This is a genomic window from Streptomyces sp. NBC_00286 (assembly GCF_036173125.1).
In the GTDB taxonomy this organism is placed as follows: Bacteria; Actinomycetota; Actinomycetes; order Streptomycetales; family Streptomycetaceae; genus Streptomyces.
In genome coordinates this window covers 174349-193442 of record NZ_CP108054.1, presented here as the reverse complement: position 1 = coordinate 193442, position 19094 = coordinate 174349, and the positions used below count along the sequence as shown (strand labels likewise).

At 68.8% G+C, this 19094-nt stretch carries 19 protein-coding genes; 12 read left to right on the top strand and 7 right to left on the bottom strand.

Annotated features, from left to right (window positions below):
- Positions 1-27: 27 nt before the first annotated feature.
- Positions 28-1269, top strand: coding sequence for an acyl-CoA dehydrogenase family protein (locus OHT21_RS00985; protein ID WP_328766182.1), 1242 nt, complete (start codon positions 28-30; stop codon positions 1267-1269).
- A 115-nt stretch (positions 1270-1384) separates the two neighbouring features.
- The gene (locus tag OHT21_RS00980; protein ID WP_328766181.1) at positions 1385-1783 is read left to right on the top strand and encodes an SseB family protein; all 399 of its coding nucleotides are present in this window, start codon (positions 1385-1387) and stop codon (positions 1781-1783) included.
- A gap of 668 nt (positions 1784-2451) precedes the next feature.
- Here the strand turns inward: OHT21_RS00980 and OHT21_RS00975 are convergent.
- Positions 2452-2841 carry a MarR family winged helix-turn-helix transcriptional regulator gene (locus OHT21_RS00975; protein WP_328766180.1) on the bottom strand — a complete coding sequence of 130 codons (390 nt, stop codon included), beginning with the start codon at positions 2839-2841 and terminating at the stop codon, positions 2452-2454.
- A gap of 56 nt (positions 2842-2897) precedes the next feature.
- Positions 2898-3506 (bottom strand): TMEM165/GDT1 family protein, encoded by a 609-nt coding sequence (locus OHT21_RS00970; RefSeq protein ID WP_328766179.1) that lies wholly within the window; start codon positions 3504-3506, stop codon positions 2898-2900.
- 367 nt (positions 3507-3873) lie between these two features.
- On the opposite strand from OHT21_RS00970, the gene OHT21_RS00965 reads away from it, so the two are divergent.
- The gene (locus OHT21_RS00965) at positions 3874-4248 is read left to right on the top strand and encodes an SseB family protein (protein WP_328766178.1); all 375 of its coding nucleotides are present in this window, start codon (positions 3874-3876) and stop codon (positions 4246-4248) included.
- Positions 4249-4267: 19 nt separating this feature from the next.
- On the opposite strand, the gene OHT21_RS00960 is transcribed toward OHT21_RS00965, so the two are convergent.
- The 4 genes from OHT21_RS00960 to OHT21_RS00945 are packed head-to-tail and all read right to left on the bottom strand — an operon-like array spanning position 4268 to position 8488.
- A complete protein-coding gene (locus OHT21_RS00960; RefSeq protein WP_328766177.1) occupies positions 4268-5299 on the bottom strand; it encodes a LacI family DNA-binding transcriptional regulator in 1032 nt (343 codons plus the stop codon).
- A complete protein-coding gene (locus tag OHT21_RS00955; RefSeq protein ID WP_328766176.1) occupies positions 5296-6201 on the bottom strand; it encodes a carbohydrate ABC transporter permease in 906 nt (301 codons plus the stop codon). The genes OHT21_RS00960 and OHT21_RS00955 overlap by 4 nt, the downstream gene beginning before the upstream one ends.
- A complete protein-coding gene (locus tag OHT21_RS00950) occupies positions 6198-7172 on the bottom strand; it encodes a carbohydrate ABC transporter permease (RefSeq protein WP_328766175.1) in 975 nt (324 codons plus the stop codon). The genes OHT21_RS00955 and OHT21_RS00950 overlap by 4 nt, the downstream gene beginning before the upstream one ends.
- The gene (locus OHT21_RS00945; RefSeq protein ID WP_328766174.1) at positions 7169-8488 is read right to left on the bottom strand and encodes an ABC transporter substrate-binding protein; all 1320 of its coding nucleotides are present in this window, start codon (positions 8486-8488) and stop codon (positions 7169-7171) included. Before OHT21_RS00945 ends, OHT21_RS00950 begins: the two co-directional genes overlap by 4 nt.
- Positions 8489-8709: 221 nt before the next feature.
- Between OHT21_RS00945 and OHT21_RS00940 the strand changes: the two genes are divergently transcribed.
- Complete coding sequence (locus tag OHT21_RS00940) at positions 8710-10731, top strand: beta-galactosidase (protein ID WP_328766173.1); 2022 nt, start codon at positions 8710-8712, stop codon at positions 10729-10731.
- Positions 10732-10844: 113 nt separating this feature from the next.
- Entirely contained in the window at positions 10845-12407 is a 1563-nt protein-coding gene (locus tag OHT21_RS00935; RefSeq protein ID WP_328766172.1) for a glycoside hydrolase family 53 protein, read from the top strand.
- Between the two features lie 50 nt (positions 12408-12457).
- Here OHT21_RS00935 and OHT21_RS00930 read toward each other — a convergent pair whose 3' ends face one another.
- Positions 12458-13990 (bottom strand): AMP-binding protein, encoded by a 1533-nt coding sequence (locus OHT21_RS00930; protein WP_328766171.1) that lies wholly within the window; start codon positions 13988-13990, stop codon positions 12458-12460.
- A gap of 104 nt (positions 13991-14094) precedes the next feature.
- Between OHT21_RS00930 and OHT21_RS00925 the strand changes: the two genes are divergently transcribed.
- The 7 genes from OHT21_RS00925 (at position 14095) to OHT21_RS00895 (ending at position 19061) form a co-directional block, all read left to right on the top strand.
- Positions 14095-14487: a nuclear transport factor 2 family protein gene (locus OHT21_RS00925; RefSeq protein WP_165338292.1), complete on the top strand. Its 393-nt coding sequence runs from the start codon at positions 14095-14097 to the stop codon at positions 14485-14487.
- A 52-nt stretch (positions 14488-14539) separates the two neighbouring features.
- Positions 14540-15013 carry a fluoride efflux transporter CrcB gene (crcB, locus tag OHT21_RS00920; RefSeq protein ID WP_328766170.1) on the top strand — a complete coding sequence of 158 codons (474 nt, stop codon included), beginning with the start codon at positions 14540-14542 and terminating at the stop codon, positions 15011-15013.
- A complete protein-coding gene (locus OHT21_RS00915; RefSeq protein WP_328766169.1) occupies positions 15010-15390 on the top strand; it encodes a DUF190 domain-containing protein in 381 nt (126 codons plus the stop codon). The genes crcB (OHT21_RS00920) and OHT21_RS00915 overlap by 4 nt, the downstream gene beginning before the upstream one ends.
- A complete protein-coding gene (gene crcB / locus OHT21_RS00910; RefSeq protein WP_328766168.1) occupies positions 15387-15761 on the top strand; it encodes a fluoride efflux transporter CrcB in 375 nt (124 codons plus the stop codon). Before OHT21_RS00915 ends, crcB (OHT21_RS00910) begins: the two co-directional genes overlap by 4 nt.
- A 71-nt stretch (positions 15762-15832) precedes the next feature.
- Complete coding sequence (locus OHT21_RS00905; protein WP_328766167.1) at positions 15833-16594, top strand: FadR/GntR family transcriptional regulator; 762 nt, start codon at positions 15833-15835, stop codon at positions 16592-16594.
- On the top strand, positions 16591-18036 hold the full coding sequence (locus OHT21_RS00900) for an amino acid permease (protein ID WP_328766166.1): 1446 nt from the start codon (positions 16591-16593) through the stop codon (positions 18034-18036). The genes OHT21_RS00905 and OHT21_RS00900 overlap by 4 nt, the downstream gene beginning before the upstream one ends.
- Positions 18033-19061 carry an asparaginase gene (locus OHT21_RS00895; protein ID WP_328766165.1) on the top strand — a complete coding sequence of 343 codons (1029 nt, stop codon included), beginning with the start codon at positions 18033-18035 and terminating at the stop codon, positions 19059-19061. Before OHT21_RS00900 ends, OHT21_RS00895 begins: the two co-directional genes overlap by 4 nt.
- Positions 19062-19094: the final 33 nt, after the last annotated feature.

Below are 19094 nucleotides of genomic sequence, written 5' to 3'. Positions count from 1 at the left end.
GGACGGCCCCACACTTCAGGAGGCACCGTGATCGCCCCTCCCGAACCCGCCCTGACCGAAAGCGAGTTGATCGAGCGGGCGGTGGCCATGCGGCCCGCGCTGCTCGAACGGCAGCCGGAGACCGAGCGATTGACGCGCTACCCGAAAGAGACCCACGAGGATTTCTTACGCGCCGGCTTCTACCGGATCCTCCAACCGCGCCGCTACGGCGGATACGAGTTCGGTCTGCCGACCTTCTACCGGGTGGTCACCGAGATCGCCCGTGGCTGCCCCTCGACGGGCTGGGCCCTCTCGCTCACCGCCGCCCATGTCCTCCAAGTGGCCTCCCTGTTCGAGGTGAAGGCGCAGGACGAGATCTTCGGTGACGAGGGCGACTTCCGGGCCGCGTCCACCGCGATGCCGGCCGGCGTGGCCGAGCCGGACGGTCACGGCCATGTCGTCCTCGACGGCACCTGGCCGTATGCCTCGGGCTCCCCGTACTCCACGCACTTCGTCGGCCAGATACTGCGCGCCCCCGAGAAGCCGGGCGACCCGCCAGGACCGATGGTGCTGTTCGTCGCGCCGCGCGCGGTGTGGACGCTGCTCGACGACTGGCACGGAGTCCTGGGTCTGCGCGGCAGCGGCTCCAACAGCATCCGGATGGAACGGGCGCGCATCCCCGCCTACTTCACCGTGGAAGCGAGCCTGCTCGATCTGCCGGTCGAGGGCGGCTCGCCCGGATCGGAGCTGCATGGCAACCCGATGTACGCGGGGCGCGCGCCCAGCTTCTTCCACGGCGAGCTGGCCGCCATCATGATCGGCACTGCGTACGCCGCCGCCGACGAGTACGCGCGGATCGTCGCCGAGCGCCCGCTGACCCTGGAACCCCACCGCACCCGGGCTGAACTGCACGACTACCAGCGCCACTTGGGCGAGGCGCTGGGTGTGATCCACACGGCGCACGCCGCTCTCCGGCGCACCGCCGAGGACTATATGGAGGCCTGCCACCGCAACGTGACGGGCAAGGCCCCCTTTACCACCGCCGAGGACAACCGCCTCGCGATGGTCTTCCTGAACACCGGCCGTATGGCCTGGGACGCGATGCAGAACACCCTCTTCCGTACGGCGGGCTCCCGGTACGCCCGCGACGGGGAACGGATGCAGCGCTACTTCCGGGACGCGGCCACGTACTGGACACATCTCGGCCCCAACATGGCGGAGCCGCTCGCACGGCGGGTCGGCCGCGACCGGCTCGGGCTGCCCTCGGACGACGTCCCCCTCATTCCGTGAGCCATCCGTGATGCGTGGGGCAGGAATGCCATGCCCCACGGCGGGTACGCGAGCCACACGCCCGGAGCGAACGGTTGTCCGGGTGCCCGAAAACGCCACTACGTCGGGATGTGCCATGGAAATACCCTCGAACGACAGCGTCACGTCGGCGGCGGAGCGGGCGCTGAGTGTGCTGGCCGAGAACACCGAGGATGATGCGGCGCTGGACACGCTGGCCGGTACGGATGTGCTGGTTCCGGTGCCCGATGACACCGACGACGAGGCGGCGGCCGATCCCACGGTGGTGGCGCTGCCCGTCCTGGAGCAGGACGGCGAGGACCCGCTTGTGCCGGTGTTCACGTCGGAGATGCGGATGGCTGAGCTGCTGCCGTATGTGTCCCGGTACCGGCTGGTGCCGCTCGCTGCGCTGGCTTCTCAGTGGCCTTCTGGGGATCTGTCGCTGACGATCGACGCGAGTTCTCCGCACGGGTTGACGCTTGATTCGGAGGGTGTGCGCACCCTCCTGGTGCGGTAGGGCTCCGCGGGCTCGGTTTGTCGGCTGCGGCGTCCGTTGTGGCTGGTCGCGCAGCCCCGCGGGGTGCCTCCGGCGGTTGGGCGGGTGGGTTCGTTGTCGGCTGACGGTCCGTTGTGGCTGGTCGCGCCCACGCGGCGGAGCCGCAAATTGACACAGCCCCGCGGGGTGCCTCCGGCGGTTGGCGGGTGCGGGTGCGTGGTGGTTGCTCGCGCAGTTCCCCGCGCCCCTGGGGTGCGTGGTGGGTGCGGGGCCGCGGTCCGGTGCGTCAGCCCGTCGCCAACAGGGCATACGGCCCCTTGCTGACACAGGGTTCTGGTGTGCCCAGACCGGAGCTAAGCGACGGGCATAGGACGCACCGGCCCACGTCCCCTCCCACCGGAGGGAAGCCGCGGGTAGTCGGGGGTCCGGGCCTTCCGCGCGGGCGGATACGGGGCGCGGGCCCCTTCCGGGGCAGCGGGCCATTTCGGTTCGCTTGCTCGTCGGGGGTGGGCTTTTCGGGTCGCTGGCGCATTGGAGTGCGGGCAGTCGCAGGTTCTAGGGGCGCGGGGAACTGCGCGACCAGCCAAGATGGGCCCGCACTCGCCTACGAACCGAACCCACCCTCCCGGTAGGCGCCCTGCTCAACCGCCGGGGGCAGTCGCGGGGGCCTGGGGCGGAGCCCCGGGAGGTTAGTCGCCCTTCAGCATGCGCGCCAGCGCGGCCCGCTGGAGGGGCCGTACCTCTGTGTGCAGGTCGCGGCCCTTCTGGGTGAGCGTGACAAACACCCCGCGGCGGTCCTCCTGGCAGAGGGAGCGTGTGACCAGACCCTCCCTCTCCAGGCGGCCGATGAGGCGAGACAGCGCGCTCTGGCTCAGGTGGACGCGGTCGGCGATGTCCTGGACGCGGCACTTTTCGCCCGGGTGCGGGGCCGCGACCAGGATGTCGAGGACCTCGAAGTCGCTGGCGCCCAAGCCGTGCGGATGCAACTCGCGGTCGATCTCGCAGATCGTGCGCGCATGCACCGCCAGGATCTCCCGCCACTGCTCCGCGAGCCGGGAATCGGCCGTCTCCGCTGACATATATGCACGGTAACAGAAACTGGAAGTTTTGTTGCCTGTGCAACTAGTGCCCCGAGTCAGGTGAAGATCTCGACCGCCGACCACACGGCGAGGCTGAGCATGCACAGCCCGCCGATGCGCTGGACGGTCTTGAGGGGTACGCGCTTGGCGATGAAGCGGCCCGCCAGCAGGGCCAGGGCAGAGACCGACATGAGGGCCGCGGCGGAGCCGATGGCCACGGACGCGAGCCCGTTCGTGGCCGCGAGGTTGGCGGTCGTGATCTGCGTCAGGTCGCCCCACTCGCTGATGAAGACGGCCATGAAGGCGGTCGTGTAGACCGGCCAGAACCCGGTGACCGTCCGGCTGCCGCCCGCGTCCGCCTCGTCGTCCTCTTCTTCGCCGCGCAGCAACATGTAGGCGCCGAAGGCGAAGAGCGCGGCCGAGACGGTCTTGACGGTCCAGTCGGGCAGCAGGCCGATGAGGCTGCCGGCGCCGACGGCGATCGCGACATGCACGACGAACGCGGTCGACGTGCCGAACCACACGTACAAGGGCCGCATACGCGTGCCCATGGCCAGCGACGCGAACATCGTCTTGTCGGGCAGTTCGGCGAGGAAGATCAGCCCGAAGGCGGTGATGATCGCCAAGGGGTCGAGGTCGAGAGACGCCAGAGGGGCGAGAGACATCCGGGTGGCTTTCTGTACGGGCCGGGCCTTCCGGATCTTTGCGAAGCGCCCTCGGCTGGGGCGACGGGAGAACCGATCGGCCCGGCATGACGGGTGCACCGCACGGCGTGTGAGCACATCAATGCCTGGCCGAAGGTCTCGCCCACCCGCCTGTTCACGCGGGCCCGGCCACCGGGAACCCGTGGGTTCCAGTGTGTCGACGACCGGTTCGCAGAGCTACTCCCCTTCGCGATCACCCAGTCTACCGGTCATCCGCGCGTGCTCCGCATGAGTGTGCGGACGGAGGGTAGGCGACAGTTGTCCCACAAGGACGGTCCCACGCGGACGGAAAACGTCGTCCGCGGGACACGAACGAAACGCCACCCCCATGACCAGCCCTCCCGACGAAGACACGTCCGCCGGCATCCTTCGCGCCCTGGGTGTCCTGGCGTACGACGGCCAGGACAGTGAGGCACGGGCCCTTTTGGCAGGGAGCAAGGTGCTGGTGCCGGCCGACCCTCTCGACGATGCGGACGCCCCAGCACTGACGCTCACGACGACAAGCCATACGGTTCAGGTCTTCACCTCGGAGGAGCGGATGGTCCGCGCGCTGCCGGACGTTCAGACGTATCACCTTGTACCCCTCGGCCTGCTCCCGGCCCATTGGCCCGAGGGTGGCGACTCGCTCATCATCGACCCCGGTTCGCCGGACAGCCTGACGCTGTCGGTGGACGGCGTACGGCTGCTGCTCGGCGAGCCCTGACGCAGCCGTCCGGCTGGGCTCAGGTCGAGCGGCGCTTGACAAGCTCCGTCGGCAGGATCACCGCCGCCGGGTCCTCGCCGCCGATCTGGGCGAGCAGGACGCGCACCATCTCGGCGCTGATGCGGTCCCAGGGCTGACGGATCGTGGTCAGTTCCGGGCTCGCAGCGGTGGCGGCGGGGGAGTCGTCGAAGCCGCCGACCGCGACATCCTCCGGGACTCGGCGTCCGAACCGCTGGAGCGCTGCCAGTACGCCCTGCGCCATCAGGTCGGAGGCCACGAACACGGCGTCCACGTCGGGCACTTGGACGAGGAGTCGCTCGGCGCCCGCCTCGCCGCTGGAGCGGCTGTAGTCGCCGGAGACGATGAGCCGCTCGTCGGTCTCGATGCCCGCTTCGGTGAGCACCTCCCGGTAACCCGCGAGCCGTTCGACGCCACCCGGTGTGTCCAGCGGACCGGTCACCACGCCGATGCGACGGCGGCCGAGCGACAGCAGATGACGCACCATGTCCCGGGCGCCGTCTCGGTCGTCCGCCGCCACGTAACTCACCTTGGAGCCAAGGCCGATGGGCTTGCCGCAGGCGACCAGAGGCACCCCTGCCTCCCGCAATTGTTCGGCGACCGGGTCGCCCGAGTGGCTGGAGACCAGCAGCACTCCGTCGACATGGCCCGCGGTGATGTACCGCGTGATGCGCCGCCGTTCGTCCTCGGTGCCGGCGAGCATCAGCAGGAGCGGGATGTCGTGCGCGGCCAGCGCCTGGGTGCAACCCCGCAGCAGGACATTGAAGTTGGGGTCCTCGAAGAACCTCTCCTGCGGTTCCGTGAGCAGAAAACCGATCGAGTCCGAGCGACCGGTGATCAGCGAGCGGGCGTGCCGGTTGACGACGTAACCCGTCCTGCGGATGGCCGCGTTGACCGCCTCTTGCGCCGCCGGGCTCACATAGTGCCCGCCGTTGAGAACGCGGGAGACGGTGCCGCGCGAGACACCGGCCTCGCGCGCCACGTCATGGATCGTCGGCGGCTTGCGCCGGCCCCCCGTCGAGTGCATGGTCATGACTTTACGGCTCCGGACAGCAGGTCGAGGCTCCAGAACCGCTGGATGACCAGGAACAGCGCGATCAGCGGGATCACCGCGAGCAGGGCTCCCGTGATCACCAGCGTGTACAAGGCCGGGGTGTTGGAGCCTTGTTCGAGGAGCGTGAACAGGCCCAGCGTGATCGGGAACTTCTCGTCGTCGCTGAGCATGATGAACGGCAGCAGGAAGTTGTTCCACACCGCCACGAACTGGAACAGGAACACGGTCACCAGGCCCGGCACCATCATCGGCATCGCGACCCGTGTGAAGATCCGCCACTCGCTCGCCCCGTCCATCCGCCCGGCCTCGACCACATCACTCGGTACGGCCGCCGTCGCGTAGATGCGAGCGAGGTAGACGCCGTACGGCGAGAGGATCAGCGGCAGCAGCACCGAGGCGTACGAATCCGTCAAGTCGGCCTTGGCCAGCAGCAGATACTGCGGGATCGCCAGGATCACCGGCGGCATCAGCACACCGGCCAGGAGGATGCTGAACACGGTCTCGCGGCCACGGAAGCGGTAGATCGAGAGGGCGTAGCCGCTGAGCGCCGAGACCGCTGTCGAGAGGAGGGCGCCCAGGCCCGCGTAGAGGGCGGAGTTGCCCATCCACTTCCAGTAGACGCCGTCACGGTAGGCGTTGAGGTCGGACAGGTTCTCCGCGAAGCCGGTGCCCGGCAGGAACGTGAACGTCGAGAACAGCTCACGGCCCGACTTGGTCGCCGCGATCACCACCCAGGCCACGGGCAGCAGACAGTAGATCGCACCGAGCAGCAGGGTGAGCGTCGGGACGAAGGCGATCCGGCGTCGCAGCGGCGGCCCCTGCGCGGTGCCTGGCGTCGTGCCGGCGGCCGGAGCCGCCTTGCGGACGGCAAGAGAACTCATCGTGCTTCCTCCTGCTTGGTACGGGAGTTGGCGGCGCGGAGGAACCCGAAGGACAGGACGAGTGTGACGAGAGCGATGATCACGGCGCCCGCGGCGGCCGAGTGGATGTCGCCCTTGCCGAAGGCGTCCACGTACACCTTCATCAGCGGACTCCAGGTGGTGGAAACGGAGTTGGTGAGCGGCTTGAGCGTGGTCGGCTCGCTGAACACCTGGAGCGTCGCGATGATCGAGAAGAAGAAGGTCAGCACCAGCGAGGGCGCCACCATCGGGATCTTGATCCGCAGTGCGATCTGCAGCGGGGTCGCACCGTCGAGCTTCGCCGCCTCGTGCACCTCGGCAGGGATGGCCTGCAACGAGGTGTAGATGACGATCATGTTGAAGCCGGTGCCGCCCCACACCGCGATGTTGGACAGCGCGAGAAACAGCGGCCCGCCGTCCAGCAGGTCCGGCTGCGGCAGCCCCAGCTTGTCGAGGACGAAGTAGAAGGGGCTGACGTCCGGCAGATACAGGAAGCCCCACAGCATCGCCGCGACGACACCGGGAATGGCGTACGGCAGGAAGATCGCGAGCCGGGTGAAGGGCGCGAGGCGGACCCGGTCACTGTCGAGCATCAGCGCGAAGAGCAGCGCGAGCCCGAGCATCACCGGGATCACGATGGCGCCGTACCCGAGCACGCGCAGCGCGCCGGCCAGCAGCTCCGAATCGGTGAGCGCGTCGGTGTAGTTCTGCAAGCCCGCCCAGACCTCGCTGCGGGCGCCCGAGCCCAGGCCCAGGCCCTTGACCTGGACCCTGTGGAGGCTGAGCCAGACCGCGTAGCCGATGGGCAGCGCGAAGAAGAGGGCGAACAGAATCGTCGCTGGGAGAAGGAAAAAATAGGGGGCGCTTCGCGCTCGTTTGAGGGTGGTGGTGGGAGACGGGAGGGCATACGGGGCCCCCTTGACCCCGTACGACTTCCGGCGTGCGCTCGTCACTCCGCGACCTCGAAGCCCTGCTTCTTCATGTCGGCGATCGTGTCGTCCTGCATCGTCTTCAGGGCGGCACCGAAGTCCGACTTGTCCGTGGCGGCCTTGCCGAAGGCGTCCTTGAAGGTGGTGTACGCGACGTTCACGTTCGGGCCCCATGCGGAGGGCGCGGTCGTCTTCGCGATCTCGGAGGCCTGGGTGTAGAAGTCCGGCTGGTTGGAGAAGAAGGCCGGCGGCTCGGCGAACGCGTCACTGGTCTGCGCGGTCGTGGCGGCGGGGTAGATGCCGCCCTCCTTCGCGAGCGCGGTCAGCGCCTCGGGGTCCGTGTTCAGCCAGGCGGCGAACTTCGCGGCGGCCGACTTGTGCTCGGAGTCCGTGGTGACGGCCGTGGAGGAGCCGCCCCAACTGCCCGTCACGTTCTCGCCGGCCGACCACTGCGGCAGCGGGGCCATCGCCCACTTGCCCTTGGTGTCGGGCGCGGCGGTCGTCAGGGTGCCGGGCGCCCAGACCGCGCTCACCCAGGCGATCTGCTTGCCGGTGTTGAGCGCCTTGTTCCAGGCCGGGGTGTACATCGGCTGGTTGTCGATCGCGCCCTCCTTGACGAGACCGCCCCAGAAGTCGGCGACCTTCTGCGTCGCCGCGTCGTCGATGCCGACCTTCCAGGTCTCGCCCTCGGTGGTCCACCACTTGGCGCCCGCCTGCTGTGCCAGACCCGCGAACTGCCCGGAGTCGTTGGCGGAGAACGTGGTGAGGTCCGTGTCCGGGGACCTCTTCTTCAGCGCGCGGGCCGTCTCCGCGAACTCGTCCCAGGTCGTCGGAACCTTGAGGCCGTACTTCTTGAAGAGGTCCTCGCGGTAGTAGAACATCATCGGCCCGGAGTCCTGCGGGATCGCGTACACCGCGTCCGAACCCAGCGTCGTCTGCTGCCAGACACCCTCGGCGAACTTGTCCTTCACACCGTCCACCTCACCGGCTATGTCGGCGAGCGCGTCATTGCTGACCAGCGTCGGCAGGGCCTGGTACTCGGCCTGCACCAGGTCAGGGGCCTTCTTGGCCTTGTGCGCGGTAAGGATCTTGGTGACGAGGGTGTCGCCGGACGCCTGCTTCTTCACTGTGACGGTGATCTGCTGCTCCTTGCCCGGGCCCTTGTTCCACAGGTCGGCGACCTTGTCCATGCCCGGCGTCCAGGACCAATACGTCAGCGAGACCGGCCCCGAGTCGGCCTCGCTGTCCTCGTCCGAAGAACCGCAGGCGGCAAGAGCGGTGGCGCCGAGTGTGACGGCGACCGAGATGGTCACGAGGCGACGCAGCTTCGTGTGTGGCATGGATGTATCTCCCTGACCGTGGTCTCCGCCTGCTGCGGAGGCCTGCCCCTTTTCTTGCGCGGCTCGCCCCTTCGGCTCGCCCGTGCTGCTTCTGTGAGCGTTCACAGTAGAGAAACATCCAGGACACTTGTCAATGGTTGTTGCTGTGCGGTTATGTTGGGCTCGCGCCGCCAGCGCTGTGTGTGCACGTTCCCAAATGATCGACAAACCGGGAGAGATCCATGCCGGAGACCGCCCCCAAGGGCCTCGCCAGGCTCGCCTTCGGCGGGGACTACAACCCCGAGCAGTGGCCGGAAAGCGTCTGGCACGAGGACGTCCGGCTGATGCGCGAGGCGGGCGTCACGATGGTGAGCGTCGGGATCTTCTCCTGGGCCCTGCTGGAGCCCTCACCGGGGGTGTACGAGTTCGGCTGGCTGGACCGCCTCCTCGACCTGCTGCACGAGAACGGGATACGCGCCGACCTCGGTACGCCGACGGTCGCGCCCCCGGCCTGGTTCTACCGCGCCCACCCCGAGGCGCTGCCGATGACCGCCGCCGGGACGCGCTACGAGTTCGGCTCGCGCGGCGCCATCTGCCACAGCAACCCGCACTACCGCGAGGCCGCCGCCGCCATCACCACCCGGCTCGCCAAGCGCTACGCGACCCATCCCGCGCTCGCGCTGTGGCACGTCCACAACGAGTACGGCGTCCCCGTCTCGGCCTGCTACTGCCAGTCCTGTGCCGCGCACTTCCGCCGCTGGCTGGCAGCGACGTACGAGAGTGCCGACGCGGTCAACGAGGCCTGGGGAACCGCCTTCTGGGGCCAGCGGTACGCGGACTTCGACCAGATCAACCCGCCCCGCGTGACCCCCACGGTCGGCAACCCGGCGCAGGCGCTCGACTACAAGCGCTTCGCCGACGCCACCATGCGCGAGAACTTCGTGACCGAGCGCGACATCCTGCATCGCCTCTCGCCCGGCATACCGGTCACCACGAACTTCATGACCGCCCTCAGCCAGTGCGACTCCGTCGACTATTGGGCCTGGGGCCGCGAGGTCGACCTCGTCACCAACGACCACTACCTGATCACCGACGGCCGCCGCACCCACGTGAACCTCGCCATGGCCGCCGACCTCACCCGCTCCGTCGCCGGCGGCGCCCCCTGGCTGCTCCTCGAGCACTCCACGTCGGGCGTCAACTGGCAGCCCCGTAACCCTGCCAAGGCCCCAGGCGAGATGGCCCGCAATTCCCTCGCGCATGTGGCCCGCGGCTCCGACGGCGCCCTCTTCTTCCAGTGGCGGCAGTCGCGGCGCGGCGCGGAGAAGTTCCACTCGGCGATGCTTCCGCACGGCGGCACGGACACGCGCGTATGGCGCGAGGTGGTGGAACTAGGCACGTCCGTAAGCGCGTTGGCGCCGATCCAGGGCACGCGCACCGTCGCCGACGTCGCCGTCGTCTGGGACTGGCACTCCTGGTGGGCGCAGAACCTCCAGTGGCGCCCCAGCGAGGACCACGACGCGCGCGAACGCGCCGACGCCTTCTACGAAGCCCTCTACGACCGCCACCTCACCGTCGACTTCGCCCACCCGGAAGCCGACTTGTCAGCCTATCCACTTGTCGTCGTGCCCGCGCTGTACCTGATGACGGAAGCCGCCGGTCGGAACCTGAAGGAGTACGTCGAGAACGGCGGCACCCTCGTCGTCTCATACTTCTCCGGCATCGTCGACGAGCACGACGCCGTGCACGACGGCCCCTACCCGGGCCCCCTGCGGGACGTACTCGGTCTGACCGTCGAGGAGTTCTCACCGCTGCTCCCCGGCGACCAGGTCCACGTCACCGGCCCCGAGGACTCCGAACTCACCGCCGACGTATGGACCGAGTTCGTGGTGCCGCGCGGTGCCGACACCGTCTGGACATACACCGACGGGCTCGCCGCGGGCCACCCGGCCATCACCCGGCACCGGCTCGGCGAGGGCACCGCCTGGTACGTCTCCACCCGCCTCGGCGCCGACGGCCTCGACGCCCTGATGGGCTGGGCCGCCGAGGACGCCCGCATCGCGCCGCGTGCCGACCTTCCGCGCGACGTCGAAGTGGTGCGCCGTACGGGCGAGTCCGGCACCTACCTCTTCGCGATCAACCACACCTCGTCCGACGCCAAGGTGCCGCTGGATGCGCACGGCACCGAGCTGCTGACGGGCGAACGCGCCGCGGGACGCCTCGCGGTTCCCGCGGGAGCCGTCCGGGTCGTACGACTCGACGGCTGAGCCGACTCCCTCCGCCCGTGTGAGCCACGCGCCGCGGGCGGAGGGTGCCCTCCCATCCCCAACAGGAGGGGCACCCCCACATCCCCATCACGTCGAAGGGACGACGGACGACGATGTTCCATCCCAGACGCACACTCAAGGCCCTGCTGCTGCCGCTCGCGGCCGGGCTCGCCCTCACCGCCCTGCCCGCACAGTCGGCGGTGGCGGCGAGCACGCTCCAGAACGTCGGCTTCGAGTCCGACGGTTCCGGTGTCGCCACGCCCAGCGGCTGGTCGGAGTACGGTTCCACCGGCGCCTCGTTCGTGGAGTCCGGTGGCCGCAGCGGCAGTTACCGCCTGTCGCACTACGCGTCCTCCGCGTACAAGGTGGAGACGTACCAGTACCTCTCCGGGCTGACCAACGGGAACTACACGCTGAGGGCCTGGGTGCGCTCGGGCGGCGGTCAGAAGTCCGCGTACCTGGCGCTCAAGAACTGCGGAAGCGCCGAGCAGCGCACCGATCTGCCGGTCTCCAGCAGCGGCTGGGTCCGCATGGTCGTCCCCATCAGGGTGACGAACACCCAGTGCACGGTCAGCATCAACTCCGATGCGAACGCGGGCAACTGGATCAACGTCGACGACCTGACGTTCACCTCGGGCACGACCAACGGCCTGGCCGTCAAGGGCTCTGACGTCTCGTCACTCGCCAAGAGCGAAGCCAAGGGCGGCGTCTACCGGAACAGCTCCGGCAGCACGGGGGATGCCCTGGCCATCCTCAAGTCTCACGGGCACAACTACGCCCGCTTGAAGGTGTGGGTGAACCCGGCCGACGGCTACAACAACAAGGCCCGCGTCCTCGCCATGGCCAAGCGCGTCAAGGCGCAGGGCATGAAGCTCCTCGTCGACTTCCACTACTCGGACTTCTGGGCCGACCCGGGCCGCCAGGACAAGCCCGCCGCCTGGGCCGGACACTCGTACAGCCAGTTGAAGACGGACGTCTACAACCACACGTACGACGTCCTGAACGCCCTGAAGGCACAGGGCACCACGGCCGACATGGTGCAGGTCGGCAACGAGATCAATGGCGGCATGCTCTGGAACGAGGGCTCCACCGACAACTGGGGGCAGCTCGCCGGGCTGCTCAACTCCGGCTACGACGCGGTCAAGGCGGTCAACTCGTCCACGACCGTCGCACTGCACCTCGCCAAGGGCGGCGACCTCGCGGGCACCCGCTGGTGGTTCGACAGCGCACGCTCGAACGGTGTGAAGTTCGACGTCATCGGCCTGTCGTACTACGGCTACTGGCACGGCTCGCTCACCGACTTCCAGACCACCCTGGACGACGCGGCGACCCGCTACGGCAAGCCCGTCTACGTCGCCGAGACGGCCTACCCCTTCCGTCTCGGCAGCGAGGACTCGCACGAGGACATCATCAACACGAGTGGTGAGCTGGTGGCCGGATACCCGGCCACGACAGCCGGGCAGACCGCCTGGTTTCGGGACATCATGAACATCGTGGAGGCCGTCCCGAACAACCGCGGCCTCGGTGTCTTCTACTGGGAGTCCACCTGGACCGCGGTCAACGGCAACGGCTGGGACCCGACCGACCCGTCATCGGGCAACGCCTGGGAGAACCAGGCACTGTTCGGCTACGACGACCGGCCGCTTCCGGCGATGTCACTGTTCAATCGTCGGTGACACCCTGATGCGGAAGCCCGCCCACGCTCCAGGTGCGGGCGGGCTTTCGGTCACCTACCGGCCCCGCCGTCCCTCCAGAACGGCTCGCGCAGCTTGAACTTCTGCAGCTTCCCCGTCGCCGTACGCGGCAGCGTTTCGACGAAGTCGACCCGCTTGGGCGTCTTGAAACCGGCGAGCCGCGTACGGCAGTGAGCGATCAACTCCTCGGCGGTGACGCCCGATCCGTCCGTCACGACGAGTGCGGTGACCAGCTCGCCCCACTTGGCGTCCGGAATTCCGATGACGGCCACTTGGCGCACGGCCGGATGCGAGGTGATCACGTCCTCCACCTCGATCGACGAGACGTTCTCGCCGCCGGAGATGATGACGTCCTTCTTGCGGTCGGAGATCACCAAATAGCCCTCGTCGTCGACGTATCCGCCGTCTCCGGTGTGGAACCAGCCGCCCGCCTGCGCCTTCGCCGTCTCCTCGGGCTGGTCCCAGTAGCCGTCCAGGTTGTGGTTCGAGGCGGTGAGCACCTCGCCGTCGGCGTCCACGTCGACGCGTACGCCGAGAGCGGGCACCCCGGCCCGGCTCAGCCGACGGGCACGCTCAGTGGGCTCCAGGTCGTCCCACTCCTCGCGTCCGCGGTTGACCGTGACGAGCGGGGAGGTCTCGGTCAGCCCGTAGATCTGGATGAACTCCCAGCCCAGTTCGCCCATCACGCGCTCGATCGTGCGGGTCGGCGGCGGCGCTCCCGCGCAGACGATACGGACCCGGTCGCGGCCGGGGATCTCGCCGTCCCAGTCGGCTGCCGCGTCGAGCACGGCGTTCAGGACGGCGGGCGCCGCGCACATCAGCGTGACGCCGTGCCGTTCGACGCGGCGCAGGATCTCGGTGCCGTCGATCTGGCGCAGCACGATGTGCCGGCCGCCGACACCTGTCACGCCGTACGGCATGCCCCAGCCGTTGGCGTGGAACATCGGCAGCGTGTGCAGATAGACGTCACGGTCACTGATCGTGGTGTGCAGTCCGAACACCGTCGCGTTCAGCCACAGATTGCGATGGGTGAGCTGAACTCCCTTGGGGCGGGCGGTCGTTCCGGACGTGTAGTTGATGCTGGCCGTCGCGTCCTCGGCCGGCTCGGGCCACTCCTGCGGCTCGGTGCCGTGCAGGAAGAGCTCCTCGTCGTCGCTCTCGCCGAGTACGAATTTGTGCTTCACATCGAGCGTGTCGAGTACGTCAGCGCGGGACGCGTCCGCGTAGACGACGGACGCGCCGGAGTGCCGGACGATGTAGTCGATCTCCGGCTGGGTGAGCCGGAAGTTGACCGGCACCAGGACCCGGCCCCACCCGGAGACCCCGAAGAACGAGGTCAGCAACCGCGCCGAGTTCTGCGAGACCACCGCGACCCGCCCGCCCACGGGGATGCCGAGCCGGTCGAGCCGGGCAGCCTGTGCACGGGCCAGCGCGGCCAGCTCCCGATAGGTGAGCTCTCCGAGGTTCGGTCCTGGCTGCTCCGGTTCGTCGACGACGGCGACGCGGTCCCGATACACATGCGCCGCGCGGTCGAGGAAGTCACGGACGGTCAGCGGGTAGTACACAACAGCACCTCCGGGGGTTGGTAGTTCCTCCGGTATAGCCGCCGGGGCACCGCCATCCGTACTGTCCGACACACAGAACCAACCAAAGGATGACGAGGTCAGCAGTGAACCCCTTCCGCAAGGCCGTCGAGGACGGCGACCACGAGGCCGTCGTCGCGCTGCTCGCCGAGGACGTCGTGTTCACCAGTCCCGTGGTGTTCAAGCCGTACGCCGGAAAGGCGATCACCGCGGCGATCCTGGGCGCCGTCCTGCGCGTCTTCGAGGACTTCCGCTACGTCCGAGAGATCGCGAACCCGGATGGCCGCGACCTCGTTCTGGTCTTCGAGGCGCGTGTGGGCGAGCGGCAGATCCAGGGCTGCGACCTGCTGCACTTCGACGAGGACGGCCGGATCGACGCCCTCACGGTCATGGTCCGCCCACTGTCCGGCGCCCAGGCGCTCCAGCAGGCGATGGCGGCACAGTTCGAGCGCATCGAACGAGAGGCCGCGGGCGCCTGAGAATCCCGGAGCGATAGCCTGATCTCCTGCTACGACCAGGAGATCTACGTCCATGACAGCGCCCCAATCCGAGAAGGTGGACGGACCCGGGGAGTTCCGTGCGCCCGCCCGGCGGCCGTCGGCGTGGCACGGACAGGGGCCGATCGTGGCGGTGGTCGCCGTCGGCGGCGCGGTGGGCGCGACCGCCCGCTACGGGGCCTCGCTGATCTGGCACACGCAGACCGGCGCCTTCCCCTGGACCACGTTCTGGGTCAACGTCATCGGATGCGCCGTGATCGGCGTCTTCATGGTCGTGATCAGCGACGTGTGGGCGGCACACCGGCTGGTCCGCCCCTTCTTCGGCACGGGCGTCCTCGGCGGCTTCACCACCTTCTCGACGTACGCCGTCGACATCCAGAAACTGGTCGACGAGGGCAGCCCCCGGACCGGCCTCGCCTATCTCGCCGTCACCCTGGTCGCGGCGCTCGTGGCGGTGTGGCTCGCGGTGACGGCGGCCCGCCGGGTCCTGGCATGGAGGCGGCGATGACAAGGCTGACCGGCGACGCCCTGAGGCTGACGATCTTCATCGGCGAGAACGACACCTGGCACCGCAAACCGCTGTACTCGCAGATCGTGCACCGGGCACGCGCGGCGGGACTGGCGGGCGCGAGCGTCTTCCGGGGCATCGAAGGTTTCGGTGCGTCCTCACTGATCCACACCTCGCGGCTGCTGTCCCTGAGCGAGGACCTGCCGGTGGCCATCGTCATCGTGGACACGGAGGAGCGCGTACGCGCCTTTCTGCCGGAGCTCGACGAACTGGTGGGGGAGGGCCTCGTCATCCTGGACGACTGCCAGGTCATCAGATACGTAGGCCGCGAGGAGAACCCCGCCCCCGCGGATCGGAAAGGCAAGAATCCGTCGTGAACTGGCTGTTGGTGATCGCCGGCGGAATGGTCGGCGCCCCCCTGCGCTACCTCACCGACCGGGCGGTGCAGACCCGCCACGACACGGTCTTCCCCTGGGGCACCTTCACCGTGAACGTCATCGGCTGCCTGATCCTGGGCACCCTGACCGGCGCGGCCGCGGCCGGAGCAGCCTCCTCACACATCCAACTCCTGCTCGGCACAGGCCTGTGCGGCGCGCTCACCACATACTCGACGTTCTCGTACGAGACCTTGCGGCTGACCGAGGGCGGGGCCCGTTTCTACGCCGCCGTCAACGTGATCGCGAGCGTGGTGGCGGGGCTGGGTGCGGCCTTTGTGGGGGTTTCGATCGCTGAGGCTTTGTGGGCGTAGTCGACCGAGTCGCCCGGCGGTCGTTCGCGAACCCTTGACAGCCACCTCTCGTTCCCCGCAGGATCACCCCCGTGAACCTGTCAGACAGCCAGACAGGTGGCTCGGTGCCCCGGCGCGTCAGCGCTATGGAAGCGGTGCTCAGTCATCTGCGGAGTGCGATCGAGCGCGGCGAGTACGCCGTGGGGGACAAGCTGCCGTCCGAGGCGGAGCTGTGCCGGAGTCTCGAGGTCAGCCGTCCTGTGTTGCGGGAGGCGTTGCGGGCCCTGCAGACGATGGGGCTGACCGTGTCGCGTACCGGCAAGGGGACGTTCGTCGTCTCGAACGGGCCGGTCGTCGACCCCACCTTCGGCGACTACGCGGCCAGCGACCTGATAGAGGTCCGGCGCCATGTCGAGATCCCCGTCGCGGGCTACGCCGCCGCCCGCCGTACGCCCGAGGATCTCGACCATCTCGCCCACCTGCTCGACCGGATGGAGCGCGAGACCGACACCACCGCCTGGGTGGCGATGGACACGCTCTTCCATCTCGCGGTCGCGCAGGCCGCGCAGAACCCGGTCTTCCGACGGGTGATCGAGGAGATTCGCGACGCGCTGGCCCGCCAGTCCGCGTTCCTCAACGAACTCGGCGGCCGTCGCGAGCAGTCCAACCGCGAACACCGGGCGATCGTCGAGGCGTTGATCGACGGCAGCGAGCACGATGCCACCGAAGCCATGGCCCACCACCTCGACCGCGTCGAGACGACCCTCACCGCGATCGTGCGCCCCGAGGGCAGCGAAAGCCCCGACGGCCCCGAGAGCACCGACACCCCCACAGAAGGCGAGCCCCCGGAGTGAGCGAGCAGTCCCTCCACGAAGAGATACCGAAGAAGCAGGCCGTTCACGTCGACGCCGGCGACGCGGGGTACAGCAAGTCCCTGAAGTCCCGGCACGTCAACATGATCGCCATCGGCGGCGCCATCGGCACCGGCCTCTTCCTCGGTGCCGGCGGACGGCTCGCCGACGCCGGGCCTTCGCTCTTCATCGCGTACGCCGTCTGCGGAATCTTCGCCTTCCTGGTCGTGCGTGCCCTCGGCGAACTCGTCCTGTACCGGCCCTCGTCCGGCGCCTTCGTGTCGTACGCCCGGGAGTTCCTCGGCGAGAAAGGCGCGTACACCGCGGGCTGGATGTACTTCCTGAACTGGGCGACCACCGGCATCGCCGACATCACCGCGGTCGCCACCTACACCCACTACTGGGGCATGTTCTCCGACATTCCGCAGTGGGTGATCGCGCTCATCGCACTCGCCGTCGTCCTCACTGTGAACCTCATCTCGGTGAAGTACTTCGGTGAGCTGGAGTTCTGGTTCGCGATCATCAAGGTCGGCGCCCTGGTCGCCTTCATGTTCATCGGGATTTTCCTGCTGGCTACCCAGCAGCCCGTGGACGGCACCACCCCCGGCCCCTCCCTGATCACCGACAACGGCGGTCTCTTCCCCAACGGCCTGCTGCCGATGCTGCTGATCGTCCAGGGCGTCGTCTTCGCCTACGCCTCCGTCGAGCTGGTCGGCGTCGCGGCGGGTGAGACGGAGAACCCGGAGAAGATCATGCCGAAGGCGATCAACTCCATCATGTGGCGCGTCGGTCTCTTCTACGTCGGCTCCGTGGTCCTCCTCTCGATGCTGCTGCCGTGGTCGTCGTACAGCGCCGGCGAGAGCCCGTTCGTCACGGTGCTGTCCAACATCGGCATCCCGGCCGCGGGCGGCGTGATGAACCTGGTCGTGATGACCGCAGCCATGTCCTCGCTGAACTCCGGCCTGTACTCCACCGGCCGCATCCTCCGCTCCATGGCAATGTCCGGTTCGGCGCCGAAGTTCACCTCGGTGATGAGCCGCAGCCAGGTCCCGTACGGCGGAATCCTGCTCACCAGCGGTATCTGTGTACTCGGTGTCGGGCTCAACTTCGTCGTCCCCGACGACGCGTTCGAGATCGTGCTGAACTTCGCGGCCATCGGCATCCTCGCCACCTGGGGCATGATCATGATCTGTCACCTGGTCTTCTGGCGGAAGACGCAGGATGGCGAGCTGGAGCGGCCCAGTTACCGGCTGCCGGGTTCCCCCTGGACCGAGCTCGTCACGCTGTTCTTCCTCGCCTCCGTGCTGGTGCTGATGTACGCCGACGGGGGAGCGGGACGTACGACCGTGCTGTGTCTGCCGCTGATCGTGGCGGCGCTGGTGGCGGGATGGTTCGGCGTACGGCGCAAAGTGGCCGCCATACAGAAGTCCGGAGCCGACGCGTGAGCCCCAACGCCCTTGCCCAACAGGCCAGTTCAGTCGCCGAGGCGCCCGCGATCCGGGAGCCGCTGCACGCACCCGTCGCCCAGCTCGTACGCGGCGGTGTCATCGAGGGCATCCACTACGGCTCGGTCGTCGTGCTCGCCGCCGACGGCACGGTGGAGCTGCAGATCGGCGACATCGAGGCGGCCTTCTACCCGCGCTCGGCGCTCAAGCCCGTACAGGCCGTGGCGCTGCTGAGGGCCGGGCTGCCGCTCGACGGGGAACTGCTCGCGCTGACCGCGGCCAGCCACTCCGGCGAGGAGCGGCATCTCGCCGGCACCCGGCGGATCCTGGAGCAGGCCGGGCTTCCCGAGGACGCGCTGCGCAATGTGCCGGACCTGCCGTACGACCCGGTCGTACGGGAGGCCTGGGTGCGTGAGGGGCGGCTGCCGTCGCGGCTCGCGCAGAACTGCTCGGGCAAGCACGCGGCGATGCTCTACACGGCACATCTCAACGCCTGGTCGCTCGACGACTACCTCGAGCCCGCGCATCCGCTCCAGCAAGCGATCGCGGAGATCGTCGAAGATCTCACCGGGCAGGCCATCGCGGCGGTGACGGTGGACGGGTGCGGTGCGCCCCTGTTCTCCGTATCGCTGCACGGGCTGGCGCGCGCCGCCGCCCGGATCACCACCGCACCGCCCGGCACGCCCGAGGCGCGGGTGGCCGACGCGATGCGCGAGCACGCCGAAATGGCGTCCGGCTCCGGCCGCGACGTCGCCGCGCTGATGCGGGCCGTGCCGGGGCTGCTCACCAAGGACGGCTTCGAGGGCGTACACGTCGCGGCGCTGCCCGACGGGCGGGCGGTCGCCGTGAAGATCGCGGACGGCGCGGACCGGGCCCGGCTGCCCGTGGTCGCCGCCGCCCTCGCACGCAGCGGCGTCGACCCGGACGTACTCGCCGAATTCGCCCAGGCGCCGCTGTTCGGCGGCGGGGAGGTGGTCGGGAGCATCCGGCCGGCCCGCGCACTGGAACCGCTGACCGAGGCCTGATCCGCTCACGCAGGCCTGATCCACCCCTTCTCC